We start from the raw sequence: 18564 nt of genomic DNA on the forward strand, positions 1-18564 counted from the left end.
CGGGGCAGGTTTGAGGCGGGCAGGGCTCCCATCTCAGACACCGGGCGGACCGAAGACAAGCTGTTGCATCCAGACGATAAACCCGAAACCGCCGACAAAAACGATGGCCAGAACCGGAAACAGCACGAGTGTGAGAAATATGAAGGCAACTGTCTCGAAACGCTTGGACTGGGGCTGGGAGGTTACAGCTTCATAGTCGGATGCCATCTTGCTCTCCGCGTTTCTTTCTGCCGTCCCCACGATTGCACAGAGCCTGCTGGCCGTTTTGACCTATGTCAGTTTCAGCGAAGAGATTTGCGGCTACTGACAGAACGGAGCCTGCACTCTTGCGCCATTGAATACGATGACACTGATAGACCGTCCGCTCTGCAAAGGTTGCCCGCTGCGCCGGCTGGGACTGGCCTTTCATGGCGAGATAGGCGCTCCTAACGGCTATGCCTGCTCCTATCGATACGAGCGGGGCCGGTCTGTGCCGCCGCACGATGCTTCAGCCGTCTTTCTTATGGTAAGGGATGGCGCGTTGAAGATTGAGATTCCCGACAGGTCGGGCGAACCGGGCTTGGCCGGCTTTCTATATCCAGGCGAGCCGCTCGTCGGGAACGTTCTTGATTCTCCCGCCGTCGTCACCGCGCTTGGACCGACGACATTGTGCGCTCTCGATCTGAAGCAGATTGGTCAGATGCGTGAACGTGACGGAGACATGCTTCGCGCGATCACAGCGGGGCTTTGCAAGCAGGCGACCGAGGATCAACGGAGGCTTGTCCAGGCGCGTGGCGGCACGGTTAAACAACGTGTGATGCGGTTTCTCGCAGATGTCGCTGAGCGAACGGAATCGCAAACTGTTTCGTTGAACATGTCGCGCACCGATATTGCGCATTATCTCAACATAAGTGCGGAATCGGTAAGCCGAGCGATCTCGCAATTGGCCAATGAAGGCGCGATCAAGCGCCATGGTCCGCGAAGGTTGTCTGTCGTTGCATCGGGTGTCCAGGGGTTATGCCGTACCCGGCTCGCTGGAAACAAGATTGAATCACGATCGGCGTGAGGCTGTAGTCAAGCCTGCTGTCACACGCCTGATGCTGATGAGATAATCATCCCATATGTTGCGGAGTGCGCCGGTCCAGCTTCATTCGTGCTTGAGCGCGATGTCTGGTGATCTGGCAGAAGCGTGCCGAAACCGTGCGCTCCGGCACATGTTCCGAGGCCTGCTAGGCGCCCAAAGCGATGCGCGCGCCGTCCCTGCTCACAGCGATCATGCGTCCACCGGTTTTCGTGAGAGTTTCGGCGACGGCATCGGCTGGCATGAGCGCTAGTCCGGTCGAAAGACCGTCGGCAATGGCGGCGGATGCGTGTATCACGCTGATCCGCTGCCAGCGCGCCGCGACTGGACCGCGTTTCGGATCGAGAATGTGACCGACCATCCCTCTCTCGTCCAGCACCGTGCCTTGCGGGGCCGAGGTCGCGACCGACATATCGCTGAGCGATAGGGTTTCGTCTGTTTCTCCTTCATCCGAGCCTTCAATACCGACACGCCATGGTTCTCCCGGCGACCGTTCCCCTATCGCCGCGATCTCGCCAATCGAAACGAGAACGTTTGCAAGCCCGGCATCCTTGAGCAGGGCGGCAACGCGATCGGTCGCGTAACCCTGGGCGATACCGTTCAGTGTCAGGGCCATTCCGGCGCGCGTCAGACGGATCTCGTCATGGTCGACCCGCACCGACCGCCAGCCGACCTTTGCAAGCGCTACATCGAGCGCCGCGCGGTCAGGCCGCCCGCCGGTCTTGGCCAGAAGCGACCAGACCGGCTGAACCGTCGGGTCGAACAGGCCGTTCGTGGCGTCGTGGATATGATCTACCGTAGAGAGGAGCCTGAGCATATCTGCCGCTGGGCTTCGCAGGCGCCCATCGCGGTTGAGCGTGGCAAGCGCGCTGTCAGGTCTGTAGAGGCTGAAAAGCTGCTCCATTCGTTCGATCTCGGCGCGAGCGGCGGCGATCAACGCTTCCGCCTCTTTCCGGGAGCGGCCCGCAACGGTGAGGGAAGCGGATGCTCCCATGGCGTATCCCGACCAGCGGACATGCTCATCGCCAGAGGCGAAACCCGGAACGAGCAACCCCGCCGATGAGCCTGCGGCAATCTGAATGAAACGGCGGCGGTTCAGCCTCATGGTTTCTCCTCCCAACCGGAATTTATGGCGCCGTTTGTCTCTTGCCTATCGGTCACTAGTACAGGGCGTATCGACCAGAACGAGCATGCGGGCGTTGTTTGTCCGGTCGGAAACAAAGCCGGCTATGCTTTGGCGGTAGAGGCTATCTCGGCTGCGTTTCCTCAAAAAACGGGGTCGGATGATGGCAGTTTGACGAAAGGCAAACTCGACCGCCCTGAACCGTGTCAAACTGCCGTCGATCATCGGCCTGTCGCCCCTGGACATGCGGTTACGCCGAGCCAGTGCGAGCGCGCTTCTGAACATTCAACGAGCGACACATGACTCTTTCATCTGCGGAACAGATACGACGTTGGCGAGGCCCGGCACTCCTGTCCTACGGTTTCAGACCGTTTTTCCTGTTCGGAGCGCTATGGGCCGGCTTCGCCATGATTGTCTGGATCGCGATACTGGCCAGCGCGATGTCGCTGCCTTCGCGGTTCGATCCCGTTTCCTGGCACGCCCATGCCTTCCTGTTCGGCTATCTCAGCGTCATTATCGCCGGGTTTCTGCTGACAGCCGTACCGAACTGGACCGGGCGGCTGCCAGTGGTCGGATGGCCTCTTGGCCTTCTGACGATCCTATGGCTTGCCGGACGTGTCGCGATTTTATTCTCCGCCCATCTTCTGCCGTGGCTGGTCGCCGTTGCGGATCTGTCGTTCACCATCCTGCTCGGCGCGATGATCCTGCGTGAGATCGTCGCGGGGAAGAACTGGCGCAACCTGACCGTCCTGGCGCTGCTGGCGGTCTTCACGCTCGCCAATCTGCTCTATCATCTCGAGGCCGCGTGGGGAGGCTACGCCGCCAGCGGCATGGGCATCCGGCTCGGCCTCGGCGCGGCTCTGACGATGGTCGCGCTGGTCGGCGGCAGAATCATACCGTCCTTCACACGCAACTGGCTCGTTCAACAGAAGAGCGTCAGGCTTCCCGTGCCGCCGATGCAACGTTTCGACAAGGTGCTGGTCATGTTCAGCGCCGCCACCCTTTCGCTATGGGTGCTGCTGCCGCATCACCCGCTGACCGGTCTCGCGCTCATTCTCATCGGTGTCGGCCATCTGCTCCGGCTTGTCCGCTGGCAAGGCATCCTCACCCATGCCGAAGCGCTGGTTGCAATCCTCCACATCGCCTATCTGTTCGTGCCACTCGGGGCGGTGGCTGTCGGCGCCGCAATCCTCTGGCCGGACCTTGTTTCGCCTCAGGCGGCCCAGCATCTGTGGATGGCCGGCGCTATCGGCACGATGACCCTGGCCGTCATGACCCGTGCAACGCTTGGACACACGGGCCATCCGCTTCACGCCGATCGATGGACGATCGCTATCTATCTCGCCATTGTCGGCGCGACGGCGTTGCGGTTTCTGGCTTCCTTCGTCACGTGGCCTCTTCTGGTCGAGGCGTCCGGTGTCCTCTGGTGCATCGCCTTCTTCGGATTTGTCGCGCTATACGGTCCACTTCTCCTGCGGCAACGCAGGCGAAGCACAGCGGGCTGACTTCGCCCAACTACGTTTCTATGAGTGTAGACGGAGTTCAAGACGCGGGCGGTTGCTCGTCGGAAACGAGCCGCAGACCGAGATGGGCGGGCGGCGAACCGACGGCGCAACCTCCACGGGCCGGATCTCTCTCCAGAAAGGGAATGGTCGTGACATGCTCGCCAGCGACCAGAAAGGCCGGGCATCGTTCAGGATCGATGTCGCCGGAGTAGCAATCCTGCGTCCACTCCCAAACCGGGCCGTCCAGATCCCCGACGCCATCCGGTGATGTCGAATGGGCGCCGATCAGTTTGAGTGTGCGGCTCTTTTGCTCGTCCACAATATAGGCCGACGCCCAGCTCAGTTCGGGCGCGTTGAAGATCGGATCGGCCTTTTCCGGCATGACGGCTTTCGCCATCTCGGTCCATTCGGCGGCGGTCGGAAGGCGAAAGGTATGGCCGGTCCTTTTGCTGACCCATCGCACATATTGGATGGCGTCATCGTGATTGAGGCCGGTCGCCGGCAGACGCGCCGGATCGGCCCCGTTTCTGGACCGCAATTGCAGGTCGCAGCCGCCATCCTCGTGGCAGACATTCCATTCTGCAACGGACAGTTCGTAAGGCTGGACCCAGAGCGTTTTTGGTTGGCCTTTGACGGTAAGCCTGACCGGAACGGTCTCCGGCAGGACCGACAGATCGCCGGACCGGCCAGAGAAGCCATAATTGGTGAAAGCCCCCGCCGCCATGGCAATCCCAGCCAGACCGATAGCGGTCAGAACCAGGGATTGTCGGATGATGGGGACTTTCATTTCACCGCACCTTCAATTCAGGTCGCCGAAGTGCGGGGTGCGACGACCTGTTCCATCAGAGCGTTGTTCCATTCGCCATCGACGACGAAATGCGCCGTTGCGCCAAGAAGCGCAGCCTCGATCAGATTGTGATTGACGTAGGCGTAGACGCCCGGCTGCTTGAAGGTGTACATCGCCGCGCCGGCGCTGCCGCCACGGATGAACCATGTTTCCAGACCGGTTTGAGGCGCATCGGTGAACGATCCGCTCTCCCAGACATAATCGCCATGGCCACCGATCAGGTGGGGCCGCGTGTCACGATTGGCCTGGTTGTGGATCATCAGCACGGTCTTGCCGACCTCCGACTTCAATGCCTTTGCGCCGGTCAACGCTCCGACCGCTCCGTTGAAAACGGAATGCGTAGGCGTCAGTGTTCGCATGGCTTCCAGTGATTCCGCATAGTCGTCGCCGGCGTTGGCGTAGGTCTTGTAGGTGCCGTCGGCATTCTTCGGCAGATAGTAATCCTGCTCGCCAATATAGGCGATGTCGTCATAGCGTAGCGGGTTACCGGCGGCGTCCTTCAGACCGTCACGGGGCAACACCATGACCGCTCCGTTCATGCCGTGGCATACATGGTAGGGGATCATCGCACCGCCCGGCGCGCAGTGATAGGTGAAGAGCCCGGCCTTGGTCGCCTTCCAGCGCAGAACGGTTTCCTCGCCCGGATAGATGTGGGTAAGCCCGCCGCCGCCAAGCGCGCCGGTCGAAGCATGAAAGTCGATATTGTGCTCCAACTGGTTTCGGGGAGAACTGCGCAGCGTCAGCTCCACGTAGTCGTCCTGGTGAACGATGATCAGCGGACCCGGAACGGTGCCATGATAGGTCATCGCCCAGATCGATGCGCCGGAGTCATCGTCGATGACCATCAGTTTCTCTTCGACGTTCATCGTGATTTCCACGATTTTTGGATCGCCGCTCGCGACCTGCTCGTGCTTGGGCGCGAAGGGCGGCTTCACCAGGTCCAGCTTGACGCGTTCATGGCCACTGAGGTCTGCCGGAGCGGCCTTCTGCTGCTGGGCGCGAAGGATAGCCGGGTTTGGCATTTTCGGCGTGGCTGGGAGGGCTGGGCGCGTCACTGGAGCTGCAGTCGCGGTTGCCCCTGTCAGGGTTGCTGCACCAGCGAGCGCGGTTCCCAGTAGAACGGTACGGCGGGTGGCGGAAATCGATCCGCTGTCAGTCGGTTTGGTCATGTCATTTGCCTTTTTCTGCGGGTCGGAGCCCGATGCCGGAAATCGGATCAAAGGTTTGAGAGAGCTTCCTCCAGCCTGTCCCTGGCTTTGGGGGGCAGGCGGCGCTCCAGATAGTCGGCAGGCACATCGACATCCTCACCGACGGCAATGGTCATCACCATTCCCATGGCGAAGTGAGGCTTGCACTTGACGCCGTATATGCCGGGCACTTCCGGGGTGATTTCGATCTCTTCGTTGATCTTGCCGGCAAACGGTTCCGCCCCTTCCGGGATCAAGCCCTCAATGGCTTCGGCGTTATGCCCCTTATCGGCTGCGATGAATTTGACCGTATCGCCGGGCTGGATGTGAACGAAGGAGGGTTTGAACACCATCGTGCCCTCCTTGCCCTTGTTCAGCATCTCCACTTCGACGGTGGCTGCCGATGCTGCGCCCGAGAGAGCGGTCGCGATCACAAGGGCGGCGCTGATCTTGGCAAACATTGCCATTTCCTTTCTGTCTTGGAATGTCGGACAACTCCTTTTAGGAAGGATGGCGGGCAGTCATATTGCGCAAAATCAAACTTCGGACCATTCTCGGCGTGACCTGCCGAGATCCTTGCAGGCCCGATTGAATCGCTAGGACGAAACAGTGGCCAAGCTGGACGAAAGCCTTCTCAATCGCCTGCCGCCTTTCTCTCTGCTCGATCGAAAGCAAATCCGCGAAATCCTCGATCTGGCCACGTCACAACGGTTTGCTGAAGGCGCGACCGTCTATCATGAAGAAGAGGAGGCGACGCGGTTTTACCTTCTGCTGGACGGGACGGTCCGCGCCCTGCACATCACATCGGAAGGAGAGCACGTCACTGCGCTTCATGTTCCGGCTGGCCAGCTCTTCGGAATAGCGCGGGCGTTCGGCCGGTCGACCTATCCGGCGACCGTCGAGGCCGCGGCTGAAGTGATTGCTCTCTGGTGGCCGATGGACCTCTGGCCGCAATTTGTCACCCGATATGAAGGCTTTGCGACCGAAACCTACCGCACGGTCGGTCAGCGACTTGGAGAGATGCAGACGCGCATTGTGGAATTGTCTGTGCTGCATGTCGAACAGCGTGTGGCCAATACGCTTTTGCGGCTGATCGACCAGACCGGACGCCAGGCCGAAGGTGGCACGGTCATAGACTTTCCCATCACCCGTCAGGATCTGTCCGACATGACCGGCACAACGCTACACACGGTGAGCCGACTTCTCAGCGCCTGGGAGCGGCAGGGAATAGTGGAAAGCCGCCGCAAACAGATCATGGTTCGCCAGCCGAACCGGCTGACGGCTCTAAGCGGCCCACGTCCGGCCTGAATCCGCATCGGGCAAAAGCGATCTTGTTGCAGAGCGTTTGATCCAACATACTGTTTGCAAAAGACTAAAAATAAGTGTCCGGAGCTTGCCGAGGCCGACGAGGCGCCCTCGCTGACCTAATGGCTGGTCGATAGCGATGTGTGCCTCAAGAAAAGGGGTCGTGAGCCGGGCGTCAGTGTCGGTGAGCTCGCCATTCGTGATCCCGACGGCACGAAGATGGATGGGATCGGGCTCGCGTAGGGACATGTAAGGAGTTTCGCCGACACGGATTCCCATGTCTAATAAGTTCTATGAATCGATTGCCGCCGACTGATTCATGGATTTGATCTTCAAACACACTCCGCATCGACGGCTGCTATGAGTTCGAATTGACAGTTGCCGCTGCGGGAACCAAAGTCGCGAACATGCATGTGGAACGGAGTGAACGATCTTATTCTCTCTCCACCCTTTTTGGTCCGTTCCATCAGCCAAAGGTTCGCCTCCTGCGGACCAGTCTTTTGGTTTTCGTGCCGACTGAACGATCCGGGTGGCCCCGCTCCGTCAAGAAGGCCAATGGCCGCGGCCCTTCGACGCCGCAAAATACAAGCCTAAGGACAAAGAAAAAAACATGATCAGCATTCCTCCCGTCTTCGCCGCTGCGACGCTTATTTTTGCCGGCCTGAGTTCCATCGCCTTCGCACAGAGTTCGGGAGCGGCCATCTCTATGAGCGACGACGGCGCGATCGAGGTCACCGGACTTGTTCAGCCCGGAGCCGGACTGGCCCTGCCCGAAACTTGCACTGATCTGGACACACCAGCGCATACTGTCGTGTGCATGGCCGACCGCTTCTTGGATACTTTAAGCGACGACCAAAGGGGGAAGGTACAGCTTCCAATGACCGCCGAGAACGCGACCGCCTGGTCCAACCTTCCGTGTGGCGCGAACTGCCGGGTCGGTCTGGCCTTGGCCGATCTGAACGAGACTCAGCAAAAGGCAGCGTTGGGCCTCATCCGAGCGGCTTCCAGTGCCGGCGGATTTGACGAGCTGACGCAGATCATGATGGCGGATGATATCCTTACGCTGGCACAGGAAGCGGGGATCGCCACCGAAATGGCGCCGCCCCCTGACGCTGGCGACCAGCCGGAGGGGATGCAGCCTCCCGAGGGTATGGGTGGGCCAGGCGGCGGACTGGCCTATTCGAGCGAGGCCTACTTCATCGCCATTCTGGGCGCCCCCAGCACAAGTGAAGCCTGGCACCTGCAATTCGGCGGCCATCACCTCGGCACGCTGCATACCTATTCGGGCGGGCAAGAGACAAGTGCCACGCCCAACTTCATCGGCGTCGAGCCAAAGGTCTGGACCAATGATGGCGTGACCTATTCGCCCTTGACCGACGACCGCGACGCCTTGGTCGCCATGCTGGCAAGTCTCACCGCCGATCATCAGGCGGAGGCCAAGCTGGATGCCGCCTTCTCCGATGTCCTGCTCGGCCCGGGCAAGGATGGCCAGTTTCCGGCCGAAAAGCAGGGACTGCGCGTGGGCGATTTGAGCGCGGACCAGAAAGCCCTGGTGATGGAAGCGATTCGGGCCTGGGTCGGCGATACCGCCGATACTTCTGCCGAGCGCATCATGGCCGACTATGAGGTAGAGCTTGACGAGACCTATATCGCCTTTTCCGGAGGCACCTCTCTGGACCAGCACGCCGACTATGTGCGCATCGACGGCCCACGTGTCTGGATCGAATTCGTCTGCCAGGATGGCGTGATCTTTGGCGACCAGATTCACTACCACACCATCTGGCGCGATCACGAAACCGATTATGGTGCGATCTATGATTTCTGATCGCCTGGGCGTGTTGATTCGGGGCGCTGCTCTAGCCTTGGCGTTCAGTTCTGTTGTCGCGCAAGCGCATCCGGTGCCCGAAACGGCGGTCATACTTCACCGGGCGGCCGACCTCGTCGCAGCTGAGGTATCGATCCCGGTCTCGGAGTTGGCGCTGGTGGTTCCGCTGGGGCGGCCTGTGAACGCACAAACCATAAAGGAGCGTTACGACGAAATCCGCGCCTATCTGCAAGCCCACACCCGCGCTTCATCTGCTGATGGTATCGTCTGGCGTGCAGAAGTCACTCGACTTGAACTCGGCAAGAGCGACGGTCCCCATGGCCGCTATGCCGTCCTGAACGCACAAATTGCCCTGTCGCCACCAAATGGAATGGTGACACCCTTCACCCTGAATTATGACGCCGTAATGGAGCGCGTCGTCACCCACCGGACTGAGGTCTTTCTTGTCGATTCACATAATCAACCGCAACGGATCGGCATTATCGCGCCCGATCCGCAGACATTGCGGACCGCGCCACTAAACGTACCGACGGAATGAGGTCACGACGAGGTTAGGGTCAAAACTCATTGATGATATTGATTTGATGCGGCAAATCAGATTTAAGATGGGGTGCCTGTTTTGGCTGTCAGATGACCAATGGCGGTGATCGAGCCGCTTTTGCCGAGGAACAATGGCGGCGCACGCCGTATCGACGACCGCCGAGTGATTTCCGGCATCATTCATGTTCTCAAGGTTGGGTGCCGCCGGTGCGATTGCCTGTCAGACTATGGCCCTTCGACAACGATCTACAACCGCTTCAACCGCTGGTCTCGCAAACGGTTCTGGACCGGTCTGGTCGAGGCGCTTGCGACTTCCAGCGCAGTGACCAAGAGCACGTCCATCGACAGCACCTACATCAATGCGCATCGCTCGGCACATGGCGGCAAAGGGGGGCGAAAAATCAGGCTATTGGCCCGGCGCGGGGCGGGCAAACCACAAAAATCCATGCCCTTACCGACGTGATCGGACGCTCGTTTGCCTTCGTGCTCACCGGCGGCAACGCGGCAGACAGCCCGGTTGCGCCCAATCTTATGGCTGGACTGAGGGGCGCGAGATACCTGCTCGGGGACAAAGGATACGACGCCAACAGCCTGCGAAAGCGAGTGCGTCAGTCTGCCATCGTCCCATGGACATGCATCTGGCGACGATGCTGGCGACCAGTTTCGGGCCGAAGGATCTGTTGATCGTCTTTTCCGCTTCAGGCGCCACGCGCGACATTGTCGATATCTGCCAGCTGGCGGTGAAATCGAAGACCCCGATAGTAGGAATCACCAGTCGGCGAAAGAACCCTGTCGAAGAGCATTCAACATTTCACCTCGTCGCCGTCGCATCCGATTCTCCAGTCACAAGCGGCTCCGGCGCGAGCGTGACTAGCCAGATCGCGTTGGCGGACAGCATTTATATCGACATCTACGGCCGCGACGAAGCCATCCGTAAGCACGTGGAATTGACCACGGACACCATCATTTCGAAACACCTATAGTGCTTTCGGCTCGCTGGCGGTGTCTCAGCTTTCGGACAACCGCTACTTTGTAACGCAAGCTGAAGATGAATGCCCGTGGCAAGGAACTGAAACGGCAGGGGTTATACAGAAGCGGATCAACACCGCGGGCCAAGTGACGAGCGTCGGTCAACGGTATTTTGGGAAGGCGCCGCCGGCGCTTCAGGCGATTGAGAGCACGAAATCAGTCGAGCCTAGGCAGCAGGAATCGTCACGTGTCCGTCACTTGCAGTTTCTCGTTCAGCATACATTCGACTTAGTTAAGCACTAATCGGATGAGAAGTTCGGTTCGCCGGGTGTCGGAAGGACGGAAGACTTTCGTAGGTGACTGAAATACGGCTCTAAGCGGCCCACGTCCGGCCTGAATCTGCCTCGGGTGACGCGATCCCACCACAGAGCGTTTGGTCCAACATATTGTTTATAAATAGTAAAATCAAGATAAGTTCCATAAGATAAATTATGTCAACTATATTGTAGAGGCTATTTAGTAATCCGGCAGTTGGGCCCGTAAAGATTCCTCCATGCAGTACGCTGCCGGCGACTTCAACTCGGCGAAAGCGGCGGTCGGTTTCTCGCACCAAACGGAAAAATCACCAAGATAACGGCAAGATAACGGCAAGATAACGGCAAGATAGAGGGTGATGTAACTGTCGCAAGAGGTCTCGACTGTACCCGCGATCAAGAGAGGCCGCGTAAGAATGAGAAGAAGCGGCTGTCGTTCACACGGCTCCAATTGAGACGGAGCGCCGGAGTCTGCGGCGCTTCGCTCGTTCTGAAGAGTGTGCCCGGCGCAAGGAATATGCCACGCTTCGCCGCCTGCCTTGCAACATCGAGATCGTTGAAACCGTCAGGCAGAGCAAGCCAGCCATAAAGCCCGCCAGCCGGCAGCGGTTCCGGCATCATGCCAACGGTCGCGAGACGTTCGAGGCCGGCATCGCGTTCTCTTGCCAGACGTTTTGCGAGTTGATTTCGTTGTTTTTCGAAACGGCGCGAGCGTATCACCTCGGCAATGAGACGCTCGGTGAAACTCGAACTGCTGACCGTCAAAACCATCTTCAACTCTGCCAGGGAGGTCGCGATCTGTGGCGCGGTAATGAGATATCCCGAGCGCAGCGATGGCGAGAGAATTTTGGAGAACGTGCCGATCTGAATGACACGCTCGAATTGATCGAGGGAAGCGAGCCGAACACCATCTACACCGGGTAAGTCGATAAATGGGTCGTCATCGACCACAAACATTCCCAGTCGTTCGGCAATTTTTAGCACCGCGTGAGCCGTTGGCAGATCGTACGACCAGCCCGTCGGATTTTGCGCCAGCGACTGCGTAAAGAACAGCCGGGGCCGATGCGCTGTCGCCGCTTGCGATAACGCGTCGGGGTCAGGTCCGGCGGGACCGCGCGGAATACCGATAAAATTCACGCCAGCAAGCTTGAGCTTTGCAAAAAGTGGGTAATATCCGGGGTCGTCGACCAAGACCGTGTCGCCGCGCGATGCGAAGCGCCGTATGACGAGATCCAGCGCATGGTTCGCGCCGAACGTTGTCACGACTTGCGCGGGCGCCACTCTGATCCCGGCCGAAACATGCGACGCGGCGATATATTCGCGCAGCGCCAGAAGACCATGAAGTCCGCCATACCCTCTCTCGCCGGTGCCCAATGTGATCGCCGGGGCCGCGTTGAGAAGCCAGCTTTCCGGTGGCCGACCATCACCCACAAGCACCTCAAACGATCTCTCCAGCTGAGCATGGAGAAGCGACACGCTGTCACGCGCTTCCCGGAAGTTGACCGATTCCACGGTCGCAGCAGCAGGACGACTGACGAAAAATCCCGCGCCCTGGCGTGATCTGGCCCACCCTTGAGCCACCAACCTGTCATAGGCCGCCACGATGATGTTCTTCGACACGCCGAAACTCTCTGCGGCATGTCGCAGTGACATCAGTTTGGCGCCTTCCTGGAGTTCACCGCTTTCGATCCTCTGGCGCAGTGACTGGAAGATCCGCTCCGTTTTCGTAACCGACATGCGAACACCGTACCTTAAATAATGCAGGTACAGATAATGGTATTTTATCAGACTGTACCAATACAAGCGCGTCAAATCCGGTGATCCTCCGCTCAGTTCGAGGAGGAGCCGAACATGACTGACAGCGCACCCAGAAGCGCTCGGACCGAAAGTTCGCGGATCGAAGGCATGCGGGACATGGAGCCTGCCGCGCGTCGCGATGCAGTGGCTGTCGCAGCCGGGATCGACGAGACGGCCAAGGCAGCATTGTCCGAAGCCTCGAGCCTGCCCATCGATGTCGCCAACGGCATGATCGAAAATGTCATCGGCACGTTTGAACTGCCACTCGGCATTGCGACGAATTTTGTCGTCAACGGCCGCGATTATCTGGTGCCGATGGTGGTCGAAGAACCATCGGTCGTCGCTGCTGCATCCTATATGGCAAAGCTCGCACGCGCCGGCGGCGGCTTCACGGCGAGTTCTACCGCGCCGATCATGCGTGCACAGATCCAGATTGTCGGCCTCGCCGATCCGTTCGGCGCACGGGCGGCGCTTCTGAGGCATAGGGACGAACTGGTCGAGAAGGCCAATACGAAGGATACCGTGCTCGTCGATCTTGGCGGCGGCTGCAAGGACATTGAAATCGAAGTTTTCGAGGCAAGTCCTATCGGTCCCATGGTCGTTATGCATCTGCTTGTCGATGTACGCGATGCGATGGGAGCCAACACCGTCAACTCCATGGCAGAACTGCTGGCGCCGGACGTCGAGCAGATTACGGGCGGCAAGGTGCGGCTTCGTATTCTGTCGAACCTCGCCGACAAGCGTGTGGTGACCGCGAGCGTTCGCGTGCCGGTCAGCGCCCTTGCCAACAAATCGTTTGACGGCGCAGAGGTCGCGCAGGGCATAATAGAAGCGTGTGCTCTTGCTCTCATCGATCCTTATCGTGCTGCAACCCATAACAAAGGGATCATGAACGGCGTCGATCCGGTGGTGGTCGCGACGGGAAACGACTGGCGCGCAATCGAAGCCGGCGCTCACGCTTTCGCTGCGCGCAACGGTCGATATACATCGCTCACGACATGGGAGATCGGGGCCGACGGGGCGTTGGTCGGCACGTTGGAGATGCCAATGGCTCTTGGCCTGGTGGGAGGAGCGACACGCACCCATCCGGCCGCTCAGGCGGCCCTCAAGCTGATGGGCGTCACATCTGCGAAAGAACTGGCGGAAGTCACGGCAGCCGTCGGCTTGGCCCAGAACATGGCAGCGCTGCGGGCATTGGCCACCGAAGGTATTCAGCGCGGCCATATGACCTTGCACGCCCGAAATATCGCCATCACGGCGGGTGCGACCGGTAGCGACATCGACCGCGTAGCGAAAGCCATTGTTGCAGAAGGCGACGTCAGTGTCGCGTGTGCAAAACGGGTGCTTGAAGGCGCCTGAACGTTTCAAAATGGGAGGACGATCAATGACAAATACAACCCGACGCCAAATGCTGCGCTTCGGCACGGTAGCCCTCGCTGCTCCGGCAATTCTCACCAGTGGCGTTGCCCGCGCGCAAGGCGCAACCAAATGGCGGATGCAAGCGCTCTGGGGCGGCGGCACCACACCGATGCTCTTCGAGGAAAAATTTTGTGCGCGCGTCGCAGAACTGACCGACGGCTCGCTTGAGATTACACCTTTCGCAGGCGGCCAGATTGTACCCGCCGCGCAAGCTTTCGATGCGGTGCGCGGCGGCGCTTTTGAGATGATGAAGACGTTTGACGGTTATACGGCTGGGAAAATACCGGCTCACGGTTTCTCGTCGACCGTTCCGTTCGGATTTCCGGAGCCCGACCAGTACGAAGCGTGGTTCTACGAGCGTGGCGGCCTCGATCTGGTCTGGGAAAGCTATGCCTCCGCCGGTCTCTCCTATATCGCGCCGACGGTCTACGGCGAAGAGCCGATCCATTCCAAGGTCGAGATTCGCAAAATTTCGGATATGCAAGGGCTCAAGGGCCGCTTCGTCGGCCTTGCGGCGGCCGTCATGAGCGATTTCGGTGTTTCGGTCTCACCGCTGCCGACGTCGGAAGTCTATTCCGCACTCGATAAGGGGCTGATCGATTTCGCCGACCGTGGAGACATCAAAGCCAACTACGAAGAGGGCTTGCATGAGGTGGCGCCTTACCTGATCCTGCCCGGTGTCCATCAGCCGACGACGGCGACGTCCTATGTCGCGAATACCCGTGCCTACGATGCGCTGGACGACCGACAAAAAGCGGCGCTGGCCGTCGCAGCCCGGGAAATTTCCGGTACACTCCGGCAGAATATCCTCGTCGCCAATGGCGAATATCTGAAGAAGTTCGAGGATGCAGGCGTGGAGGTCATCGATTTCGACCCGGCCGATGTCGCGGAGGCGCGCAACAAGGCTATCGATTCCTGGAAGAAGGCTGCGACGGATGATCTTTCCAAGCGCATGATGGAAAGTCAGATCACCCTGATGCAGGAATTGCGCCTCATCTGATCGTCGGCACCGCATCGGTCTTGCCGTCGCCTCGACGCGCATGGCCGGTGCCGCACTTGCGGAGCATTCAATGTCGAAATTGGCACGGTTCATCACCGCGCTTAACCGGGCCCTGTTTCATATGATGAAATGGCTCGTCTACATCATCGTTCTGCTGATGCTGTGGGAGGTTATCTCGCGTTACTTTCTCGCTCATCCGACGTCATGGGCGCCGGAACTCGCGACGTTGATCTTCGGGCCATTCTTCCTGTTGGGCGGGCCTTACCTCCTTCATCTCGGCGGACATGTTGCCGTCGACATCGTTTCTGCAAAAGCGACCGGCCTGTTTGCAAGGCTGCTTCAGATCGTCGGTCTCGTTCTGGCTGCGGCGTTCGGCCTCATCCTCCTCTGGTTCAGCCTGCCCCTGTTCCTGCAATCCTTCTCCTACGGCGAGACCAGCTACTCGGCATGGAACCCCGTCCTCTGGCCGGCGAAGGCATTCCTGCCGCTCGCGGCCCTCCTGCTCGCTCTTCAGGCGCTTGCGGATGCTGTCCAAATCTTTGCCAGACCCAAGCCCGCATAATGGAAAGTTCGCTCATTCTCCTCTTCATGTTCACCGCACTCATCGTCTTCATGCTGAGTGGTGCGGGACTGGCGTTCGTGCTGGGAGCGATCGCCTTCATATCCACGATCCTGCTCTGGGGGCCGTCTGCACTCATCGTCGCCGTGCTCAACACATTCGAGACGATGACATCGGAATCGCTCATGGCGATACCGCTTTACGTTCTGATGGCTTCGATCCTTCAGAAGTCTGCGATCATCGACGCGCTCTACGAAGCGATGGAGACTTGGTTCGCGCGGCTGAACGGTGGGCTGGCGGTCGGCACGATCGTGATCTGCACCATCATGGCGGCGATGACCGGCGTCGTTGGCGCGGCGGTGGCGGCGATGGGAATTCTCGCCCTGCCCTCGATGCTTTCGCGTGGCTATCACCCGCCGCTTGCTCTGGGCGCGATCTGTGCCGGCGGCACGCTTGGCATCCTCATTCCGCCCTCGGTCGTCACCATCGTCTATGCCATCACAGCGCAGATTTCGATCGGGCAGATGTTCGCCGCCGGTATCGTACCGGGCCTCATTCTCGCGGGATCTTATATCGCCTACATCGTGATCCGCACCTGGCTCAATCCCGGCCTCGCGCCGCGGCCCGAGCATGTCGACGATATTCCCCTGAGTGCCAAGCTGGGTAAGCTGAAGAGCCTGATCCTGCCGGCGGTCGTTGTGTTGGGTGTACTGGGATCGATCTATACGGGGATTGCGACGCCGACAGAGGCCGCCGCGGTCGGCGTGCTCGGCGCCGCGCTTTCTGCCATCGTCACGCGACGCCTGACCATTCCGATGCTCTCTGAAGCGGCGACCGATACGTTGCGCGTCACGGCGATGATTCTTTGGATCACGATAGGAGCGCGGGCCTTCATCTCCGTTTTCGTCGCAACCGGCGGGGCCGATTCCGTTCTGAGCTTTGTCGAGAACCTCGAGGCCTCCAGATGGATCGTCCTCGGCGCCATGATGCTTGTCTTGATCTTCCTTGGATTGTTCCTCGACGAGATCGGCATCATCCTTCTTTGCGTGCCGGTCTTCCTACCCATTATCGCCGCGCTCGATTTCGATCCGCTCTGGTTCGGCGTGCTTTTCATGATCACGGCCCAGATGGCCTATATCACCCCGCCTTTCGGATACACGCTGTTCTATCTCAAAGGTGTCCTGCCGGATGGGATCGGGATCGGTCAGGTCTATCGCGGGGTGGTGCCCTTCTTTCTTATTCAGGTCGGTGTTCTGATCCTGTTCGCGCTCTTTCCCTCCATCGTCACATCGCTGCCGGAGATGCTGACTCAAAACACCAGGTGAGACATGACCGAACCTGGGTAGGCTTTTGAAGCCGGCCCGAGTTGGCGCCGCAGATGACAGATGCGCCCGAAATCATGGCGCGGATCACCCGGACATTCCGCGTCATGCGATACTAAACGTCAGAAAGACCCGGCAGCTTGAGACCCTGCGCCTTTGCCCAGTTTTTCGCAGTATCATAACCTGCATCGGCATGGCGCATGACACCGGTAGCCGGATCGTTCCACAGCACCCGCTTTAACCGCCGGGCGGCTTCTTCAGTGCCATCGGCACAGATCACCATGCCGGCATGTTGCGAGAAGCCCATGCCGACACCGCCGCCATGATGTAGCGATACCCAGGTGGCCCCCGATGCCGTGTTCAGCAGCGCGTTTAGCAGTGGCCAGTCGGAGACCGCGTCCGAGCCATCCTTCATCGCCTCTGTCTCGCGATTCGGCGAGGCGACGGAGCCGGAATCGAGATGGTCACGGCCGATCACGACCGGCGCCTTCAGCTCGCCCTTTCGCACCATTTCGTTGAAGGCCAGACCAGCGCGGTGCCGGTCGCCCAGCCCGATCCAGCAAATCCTCGCAGGTAGGCCCTGAAAGGCGATTCGCTCGCGGGCCATGTCCAGCCAGTTGTGAAGATGGCTATTCTCGGGAAAGAGCTCCTTCATTTTGGCGTCGGTCTTGTAGATATCCTCTGGATCGCCCGAGAGGGCACACCAGCGAAACGGGCCAATCCCCTTGCAGAAAAGCGGGCGGATATAGGCTGGCACGAAACCGGGGAAGGCAAATGCGTTATCGAGCCCCTCCTCTCGTGCGACCTGACGGATATTGTTGCCGTAATCGAGCGTCGGCACGCCTGCATTCCAGAAATCCACCATCGCGGCGACATGCACCTTCATTGAGGCGCGTGCCGCCTTCTCGACAGCCTTGGGATCGCTCTCGCGCTTGTTGCGCCAATCGGCCATTGTCCAGCCCTGCGGAAGATAGCCGTTGACCGGATCGTGAGCAGACGTCTGATCGGTCACGATATCAGGTCGTACACCGCGCCGGACGAGCTCTGGGAAAATGTCGGCGGCGTTGCCAAGAAGGCCAATGGATTTTGCTTCGCCAGCTTGGGTCCAAGTCTCGATCATCGACAGCGCTTCATCGAGTGTATCGGCCTTTTCGTCGAGATAACGGGTGCGCAACCGGAAATCGATCCGTGTCGGGTCGCATTCGACAGCCAGACAGCAGGCACCGGCCATCACAGCGGCAAGAGGCTGGGCACCGCCCATCCCGCCAAGGCCGCCGGTGAGAATCCACTTGCCGGTCAGATCACCGTCATAATGCTGGCGGCCCGCCTCTGCGAAGGTCTCGTAAGTGCCCTGAACGATACCTTGAGTGCCGATGTAGATCCAGGATCCGGCAGTCATCTGCCCGTACATCATCAGCCCTTTTTTATCGAGCTCGTTGAAATGGTCCCAGTTGGCCCAATGCGGCACGATATTCGAATTGGCAATCAATACGCGTGGCGCGTCGGCATGTGTGCGGAAAATGCCGACTGGCTTGCCCGACTGGATCAGCAGGGTCTCATCGTCCTCCAACGTCTTGAGATTGGCGACGATGTTGTCGAAATCCTCCCAACTGCGGGCGGCGCGGCCGATCCCGCCATAGACGACCAACTCATGCGGGTTTTCGGCCACATCGGGATGGAGATTGTTCATCAGCATCCGCATCGGCGCTTCGGTCAGCCAGCTTTTCGCAGTGATCTCCGTTCCGGTGGGTGGAAAGATATCACGGATGTTGCGGCGGGTCTGAGTCATCGG

General features: G+C 59.5%; 17 protein-coding genes and 1 pseudogene. 11 read left to right on the forward strand and 7 right to left on the reverse strand.

All coding sequences use genetic code 11. The features are described 5' to 3' along the window. Nucleotides 1–33 precede the first annotated feature (33 nt). Nucleotides 34–207 carry a periplasmic nitrate reductase, NapE protein gene (locus tag NIM86_RS13900; RefSeq protein WP_253383022.1) on the reverse strand — a complete coding sequence of 58 codons (174 nt, stop codon included), beginning with the start codon at nucleotides 205–207 and terminating at the stop codon, nucleotides 34–36. 136 nt (nucleotides 208–343) lie between these two features. On the opposite strand from NIM86_RS13900, the gene NIM86_RS13905 reads away from it, so the two are divergent. Further along, nucleotides 344–1045 carry a Crp/Fnr family transcriptional regulator gene (locus NIM86_RS13905; RefSeq protein ID WP_253383023.1) on the forward strand — a complete coding sequence of 234 codons (702 nt, stop codon included), beginning with the start codon at nucleotides 344–346 and terminating at the stop codon, nucleotides 1043–1045. 163 nt (nucleotides 1046–1208) lie between these two features. Here NIM86_RS13905 and NIM86_RS13910 read toward each other — a convergent pair whose 3' ends face one another. Then, nucleotides 1209–2165 (reverse strand): FAD:protein FMN transferase, encoded by a 957-nt coding sequence (locus NIM86_RS13910; RefSeq protein ID WP_253383025.1) that lies wholly within the window; start codon nucleotides 2163–2165, stop codon nucleotides 1209–1211. A gap of 317 nt (nucleotides 2166–2482) precedes the next feature. Here NIM86_RS13910 and NIM86_RS13915 point away from each other — a divergent pair, with 317 nt between their 5' ends. Then, nucleotides 2483–3688, forward strand: a complete 1206-nt coding sequence (locus tag NIM86_RS13915) for an NnrS family protein (RefSeq protein WP_253383028.1) — start codon at nucleotides 2483–2485, stop codon at nucleotides 3686–3688. Nucleotides 3689–3725: 37 nt separating this feature from the next. Here NIM86_RS13915 and NIM86_RS13920 read toward each other — a convergent pair whose 3' ends face one another. The 3 genes from NIM86_RS13920 to NIM86_RS13930 are packed head-to-tail and all read right to left on the reverse strand — an operon-like array spanning nucleotide 3726 to nucleotide 6183. Next, nucleotides 3726–4475 (reverse strand): SUMF1/EgtB/PvdO family nonheme iron enzyme, encoded by a 750-nt coding sequence (locus tag NIM86_RS13920; RefSeq protein ID WP_253383029.1) that lies wholly within the window; start codon nucleotides 4473–4475, stop codon nucleotides 3726–3728. A gap of 17 nt (nucleotides 4476–4492) precedes the next feature. Next, complete coding sequence (gene nirK / locus NIM86_RS13925) at nucleotides 4493–5704, reverse strand: copper-containing nitrite reductase (protein WP_371872906.1); 1212 nt, start codon at nucleotides 5702–5704, stop codon at nucleotides 4493–4495. A gap of 47 nt (nucleotides 5705–5751) precedes the next feature. Beyond that, nucleotides 5752–6183: a pseudoazurin gene (locus NIM86_RS13930; protein ID WP_371872907.1), complete on the reverse strand. Its 432-nt coding sequence runs from the start codon at nucleotides 6181–6183 to the stop codon at nucleotides 5752–5754. Nucleotides 6184–6331: 148 nt separating this feature from the next. On the opposite strand from NIM86_RS13930, the gene NIM86_RS13935 reads away from it, so the two are divergent. From NIM86_RS13935 to NIM86_RS13955, 5 genes and pseudogenes are all read left to right on the forward strand, one after another. Then, entirely contained in the window at nucleotides 6332–7030 is a 699-nt protein-coding gene (locus tag NIM86_RS13935; RefSeq protein ID WP_253383031.1) for a helix-turn-helix domain-containing protein, read from the forward strand. Between the two features lie 607 nt (nucleotides 7031–7637). Further along, nucleotides 7638–8852, forward strand: a complete 1215-nt coding sequence (locus tag NIM86_RS13940; protein WP_253383032.1) for a DUF3500 domain-containing protein — start codon at nucleotides 7638–7640, stop codon at nucleotides 8850–8852. Beyond that, a complete protein-coding gene (locus tag NIM86_RS13945; RefSeq protein WP_253383033.1) occupies nucleotides 8842–9390 on the forward strand; it encodes a hypothetical protein in 549 nt (182 codons plus the stop codon). Before NIM86_RS13940 ends, NIM86_RS13945 begins: the two co-directional genes overlap by 11 nt. 67 nt (nucleotides 9391–9457) lie before the next feature. Continuing rightward, nucleotides 9458–10019: pseudogene (locus NIM86_RS13950) on the forward strand (IS5 family transposase); the annotation flags it as partial. Nucleotides 10020–10024: 5 nt separating this feature from the next. Then, on the forward strand, nucleotides 10025–10375 hold the full coding sequence (locus NIM86_RS13955; RefSeq protein WP_253383035.1) for a MurR/RpiR family transcriptional regulator: 351 nt from the start codon (nucleotides 10025–10027) through the stop codon (nucleotides 10373–10375). A 696-nt stretch (nucleotides 10376–11071) separates the two neighbouring features. Here the strand turns inward: NIM86_RS13955 and NIM86_RS13960 are convergent. Further along, nucleotides 11072–12412, reverse strand: coding sequence for a PLP-dependent aminotransferase family protein (locus NIM86_RS13960; RefSeq protein ID WP_253383036.1), 1341 nt, complete (start codon nucleotides 12410–12412; stop codon nucleotides 11072–11074). A gap of 114 nt (nucleotides 12413–12526) precedes the next feature. Here NIM86_RS13960 and NIM86_RS13965 point away from each other — a divergent pair, with 114 nt between their 5' ends. The 4 genes from NIM86_RS13965 (at nucleotide 12527) to NIM86_RS13980 (ending at nucleotide 16775) form a co-directional block, all read left to right on the forward strand. Beyond that, a complete protein-coding gene (locus tag NIM86_RS13965; protein WP_253383037.1) occupies nucleotides 12527–13831 on the forward strand; it encodes a hydroxymethylglutaryl-CoA reductase, degradative in 1305 nt (434 codons plus the stop codon). A 25-nt stretch (nucleotides 13832–13856) separates the two neighbouring features. After that, the gene (gene dctP / locus NIM86_RS13970) at nucleotides 13857–14891 is read left to right on the forward strand and encodes a TRAP transporter substrate-binding protein DctP (RefSeq protein WP_253383038.1); all 1035 of its coding nucleotides are present in this window, start codon (nucleotides 13857–13859) and stop codon (nucleotides 14889–14891) included. A 70-nt stretch (nucleotides 14892–14961) separates the two neighbouring features. Beyond that, the gene (locus NIM86_RS13975; protein WP_253383039.1) at nucleotides 14962–15453 is read left to right on the forward strand and encodes a TRAP transporter small permease subunit; all 492 of its coding nucleotides are present in this window, start codon (nucleotides 14962–14964) and stop codon (nucleotides 15451–15453) included. Next, nucleotides 15453–16775 (forward strand): TRAP transporter large permease subunit, encoded by a 1323-nt coding sequence (locus NIM86_RS13980; RefSeq protein WP_253383040.1) that lies wholly within the window; start codon nucleotides 15453–15455, stop codon nucleotides 16773–16775. Before NIM86_RS13975 ends, NIM86_RS13980 begins: the two co-directional genes overlap by 1 nt. 112 nt (nucleotides 16776–16887) lie before the next feature. On the opposite strand, the gene hutU is transcribed toward NIM86_RS13980, so the two are convergent. After that, nucleotides 16888–18561 carry a urocanate hydratase gene (gene hutU, locus NIM86_RS13985; RefSeq protein ID WP_253383041.1) on the reverse strand — a complete coding sequence of 558 codons (1674 nt, stop codon included), beginning with the start codon at nucleotides 18559–18561 and terminating at the stop codon, nucleotides 16888–16890. Nucleotides 18562–18564: the final 3 nt, after the last annotated feature.

The sequence above is a fragment of the Notoacmeibacter sp. MSK16QG-6 genome, assembly GCF_024158145.1.
Taxonomy (GTDB): domain Bacteria; phylum Pseudomonadota; class Alphaproteobacteria; order Rhizobiales; family Rhizobiaceae; genus Notoacmeibacter.

Bases quoted from the DNA above. Each gene is read 5' to 3' on its own strand.
- NIM86_RS13945 (WP_253383033.1), top strand. From the start codon at position 8,842: ATGATTTCTGATCGCCTGGGCGTGTTGATTCGGGGCGCTGCTCTAGCC.
- NIM86_RS13960 (WP_253383036.1), bottom strand. From the start codon at position 12,412: ATGTCGGTTACGAAAACGGAGCGGATCTTCCAGTCACTGCGCCAGAGG.
- dctP (WP_253383038.1), top strand. From the start codon at position 13,857: ATGACAAATACAACCCGACGCCAAATGCTGCGCTTCGGCACGGTAGCC.
- NIM86_RS13930 (WP_371872907.1), bottom strand. From the start codon at position 6,183: ATGTTTGCCAAGATCAGCGCCGCCCTTGTGATCGCGACCGCTCTCTCG.
- NIM86_RS13965 (WP_253383037.1), top strand. From the start codon at position 12,527: ATGACTGACAGCGCACCCAGAAGCGCTCGGACCGAAAGTTCGCGGATC.
- NIM86_RS13920 (WP_253383029.1), bottom strand. From the start codon at position 4,475: ATGAAAGTCCCCATCATCCGACAATCCCTGGTTCTGACCGCTATCGGT.
- NIM86_RS13905 (WP_253383023.1), top strand. From the start codon at position 344: ATGACACTGATAGACCGTCCGCTCTGCAAAGGTTGCCCGCTGCGCCGG.
- NIM86_RS13900 (WP_253383022.1), bottom strand. From the start codon at position 207: ATGGCATCCGACTATGAAGCTGTAACCTCCCAGCCCCAGTCCAAGCGT.
- NIM86_RS13955 (WP_253383035.1), top strand. From the start codon at position 10,025: ATGCATCTGGCGACGATGCTGGCGACCAGTTTCGGGCCGAAGGATCTG.
- NIM86_RS13975 (WP_253383039.1), top strand. From the start codon at position 14,962: ATGTCGAAATTGGCACGGTTCATCACCGCGCTTAACCGGGCCCTGTTT.
- nirK (WP_371872906.1), bottom strand. From the start codon at position 5,704: ATGACCAAACCGACTGACAGCGGATCGATTTCCGCCACCCGCCGTACC.
- NIM86_RS13980 (WP_253383040.1), top strand. From the start codon at position 15,453: ATGGAAAGTTCGCTCATTCTCCTCTTCATGTTCACCGCACTCATCGTC.
- hutU (WP_253383041.1), bottom strand. From the start codon at position 18,561: ATGACTCAGACCCGCCGCAACATCCGTGATATCTTTCCACCCACCGGA.
- NIM86_RS13915 (WP_253383028.1), top strand. From the start codon at position 2,483: ATGACTCTTTCATCTGCGGAACAGATACGACGTTGGCGAGGCCCGGCA.
- NIM86_RS13910 (WP_253383025.1), bottom strand. From the start codon at position 2,165: ATGAGGCTGAACCGCCGCCGTTTCATTCAGATTGCCGCAGGCTCATCG.
- NIM86_RS13940 (WP_253383032.1), top strand. From the start codon at position 7,638: ATGATCAGCATTCCTCCCGTCTTCGCCGCTGCGACGCTTATTTTTGCC.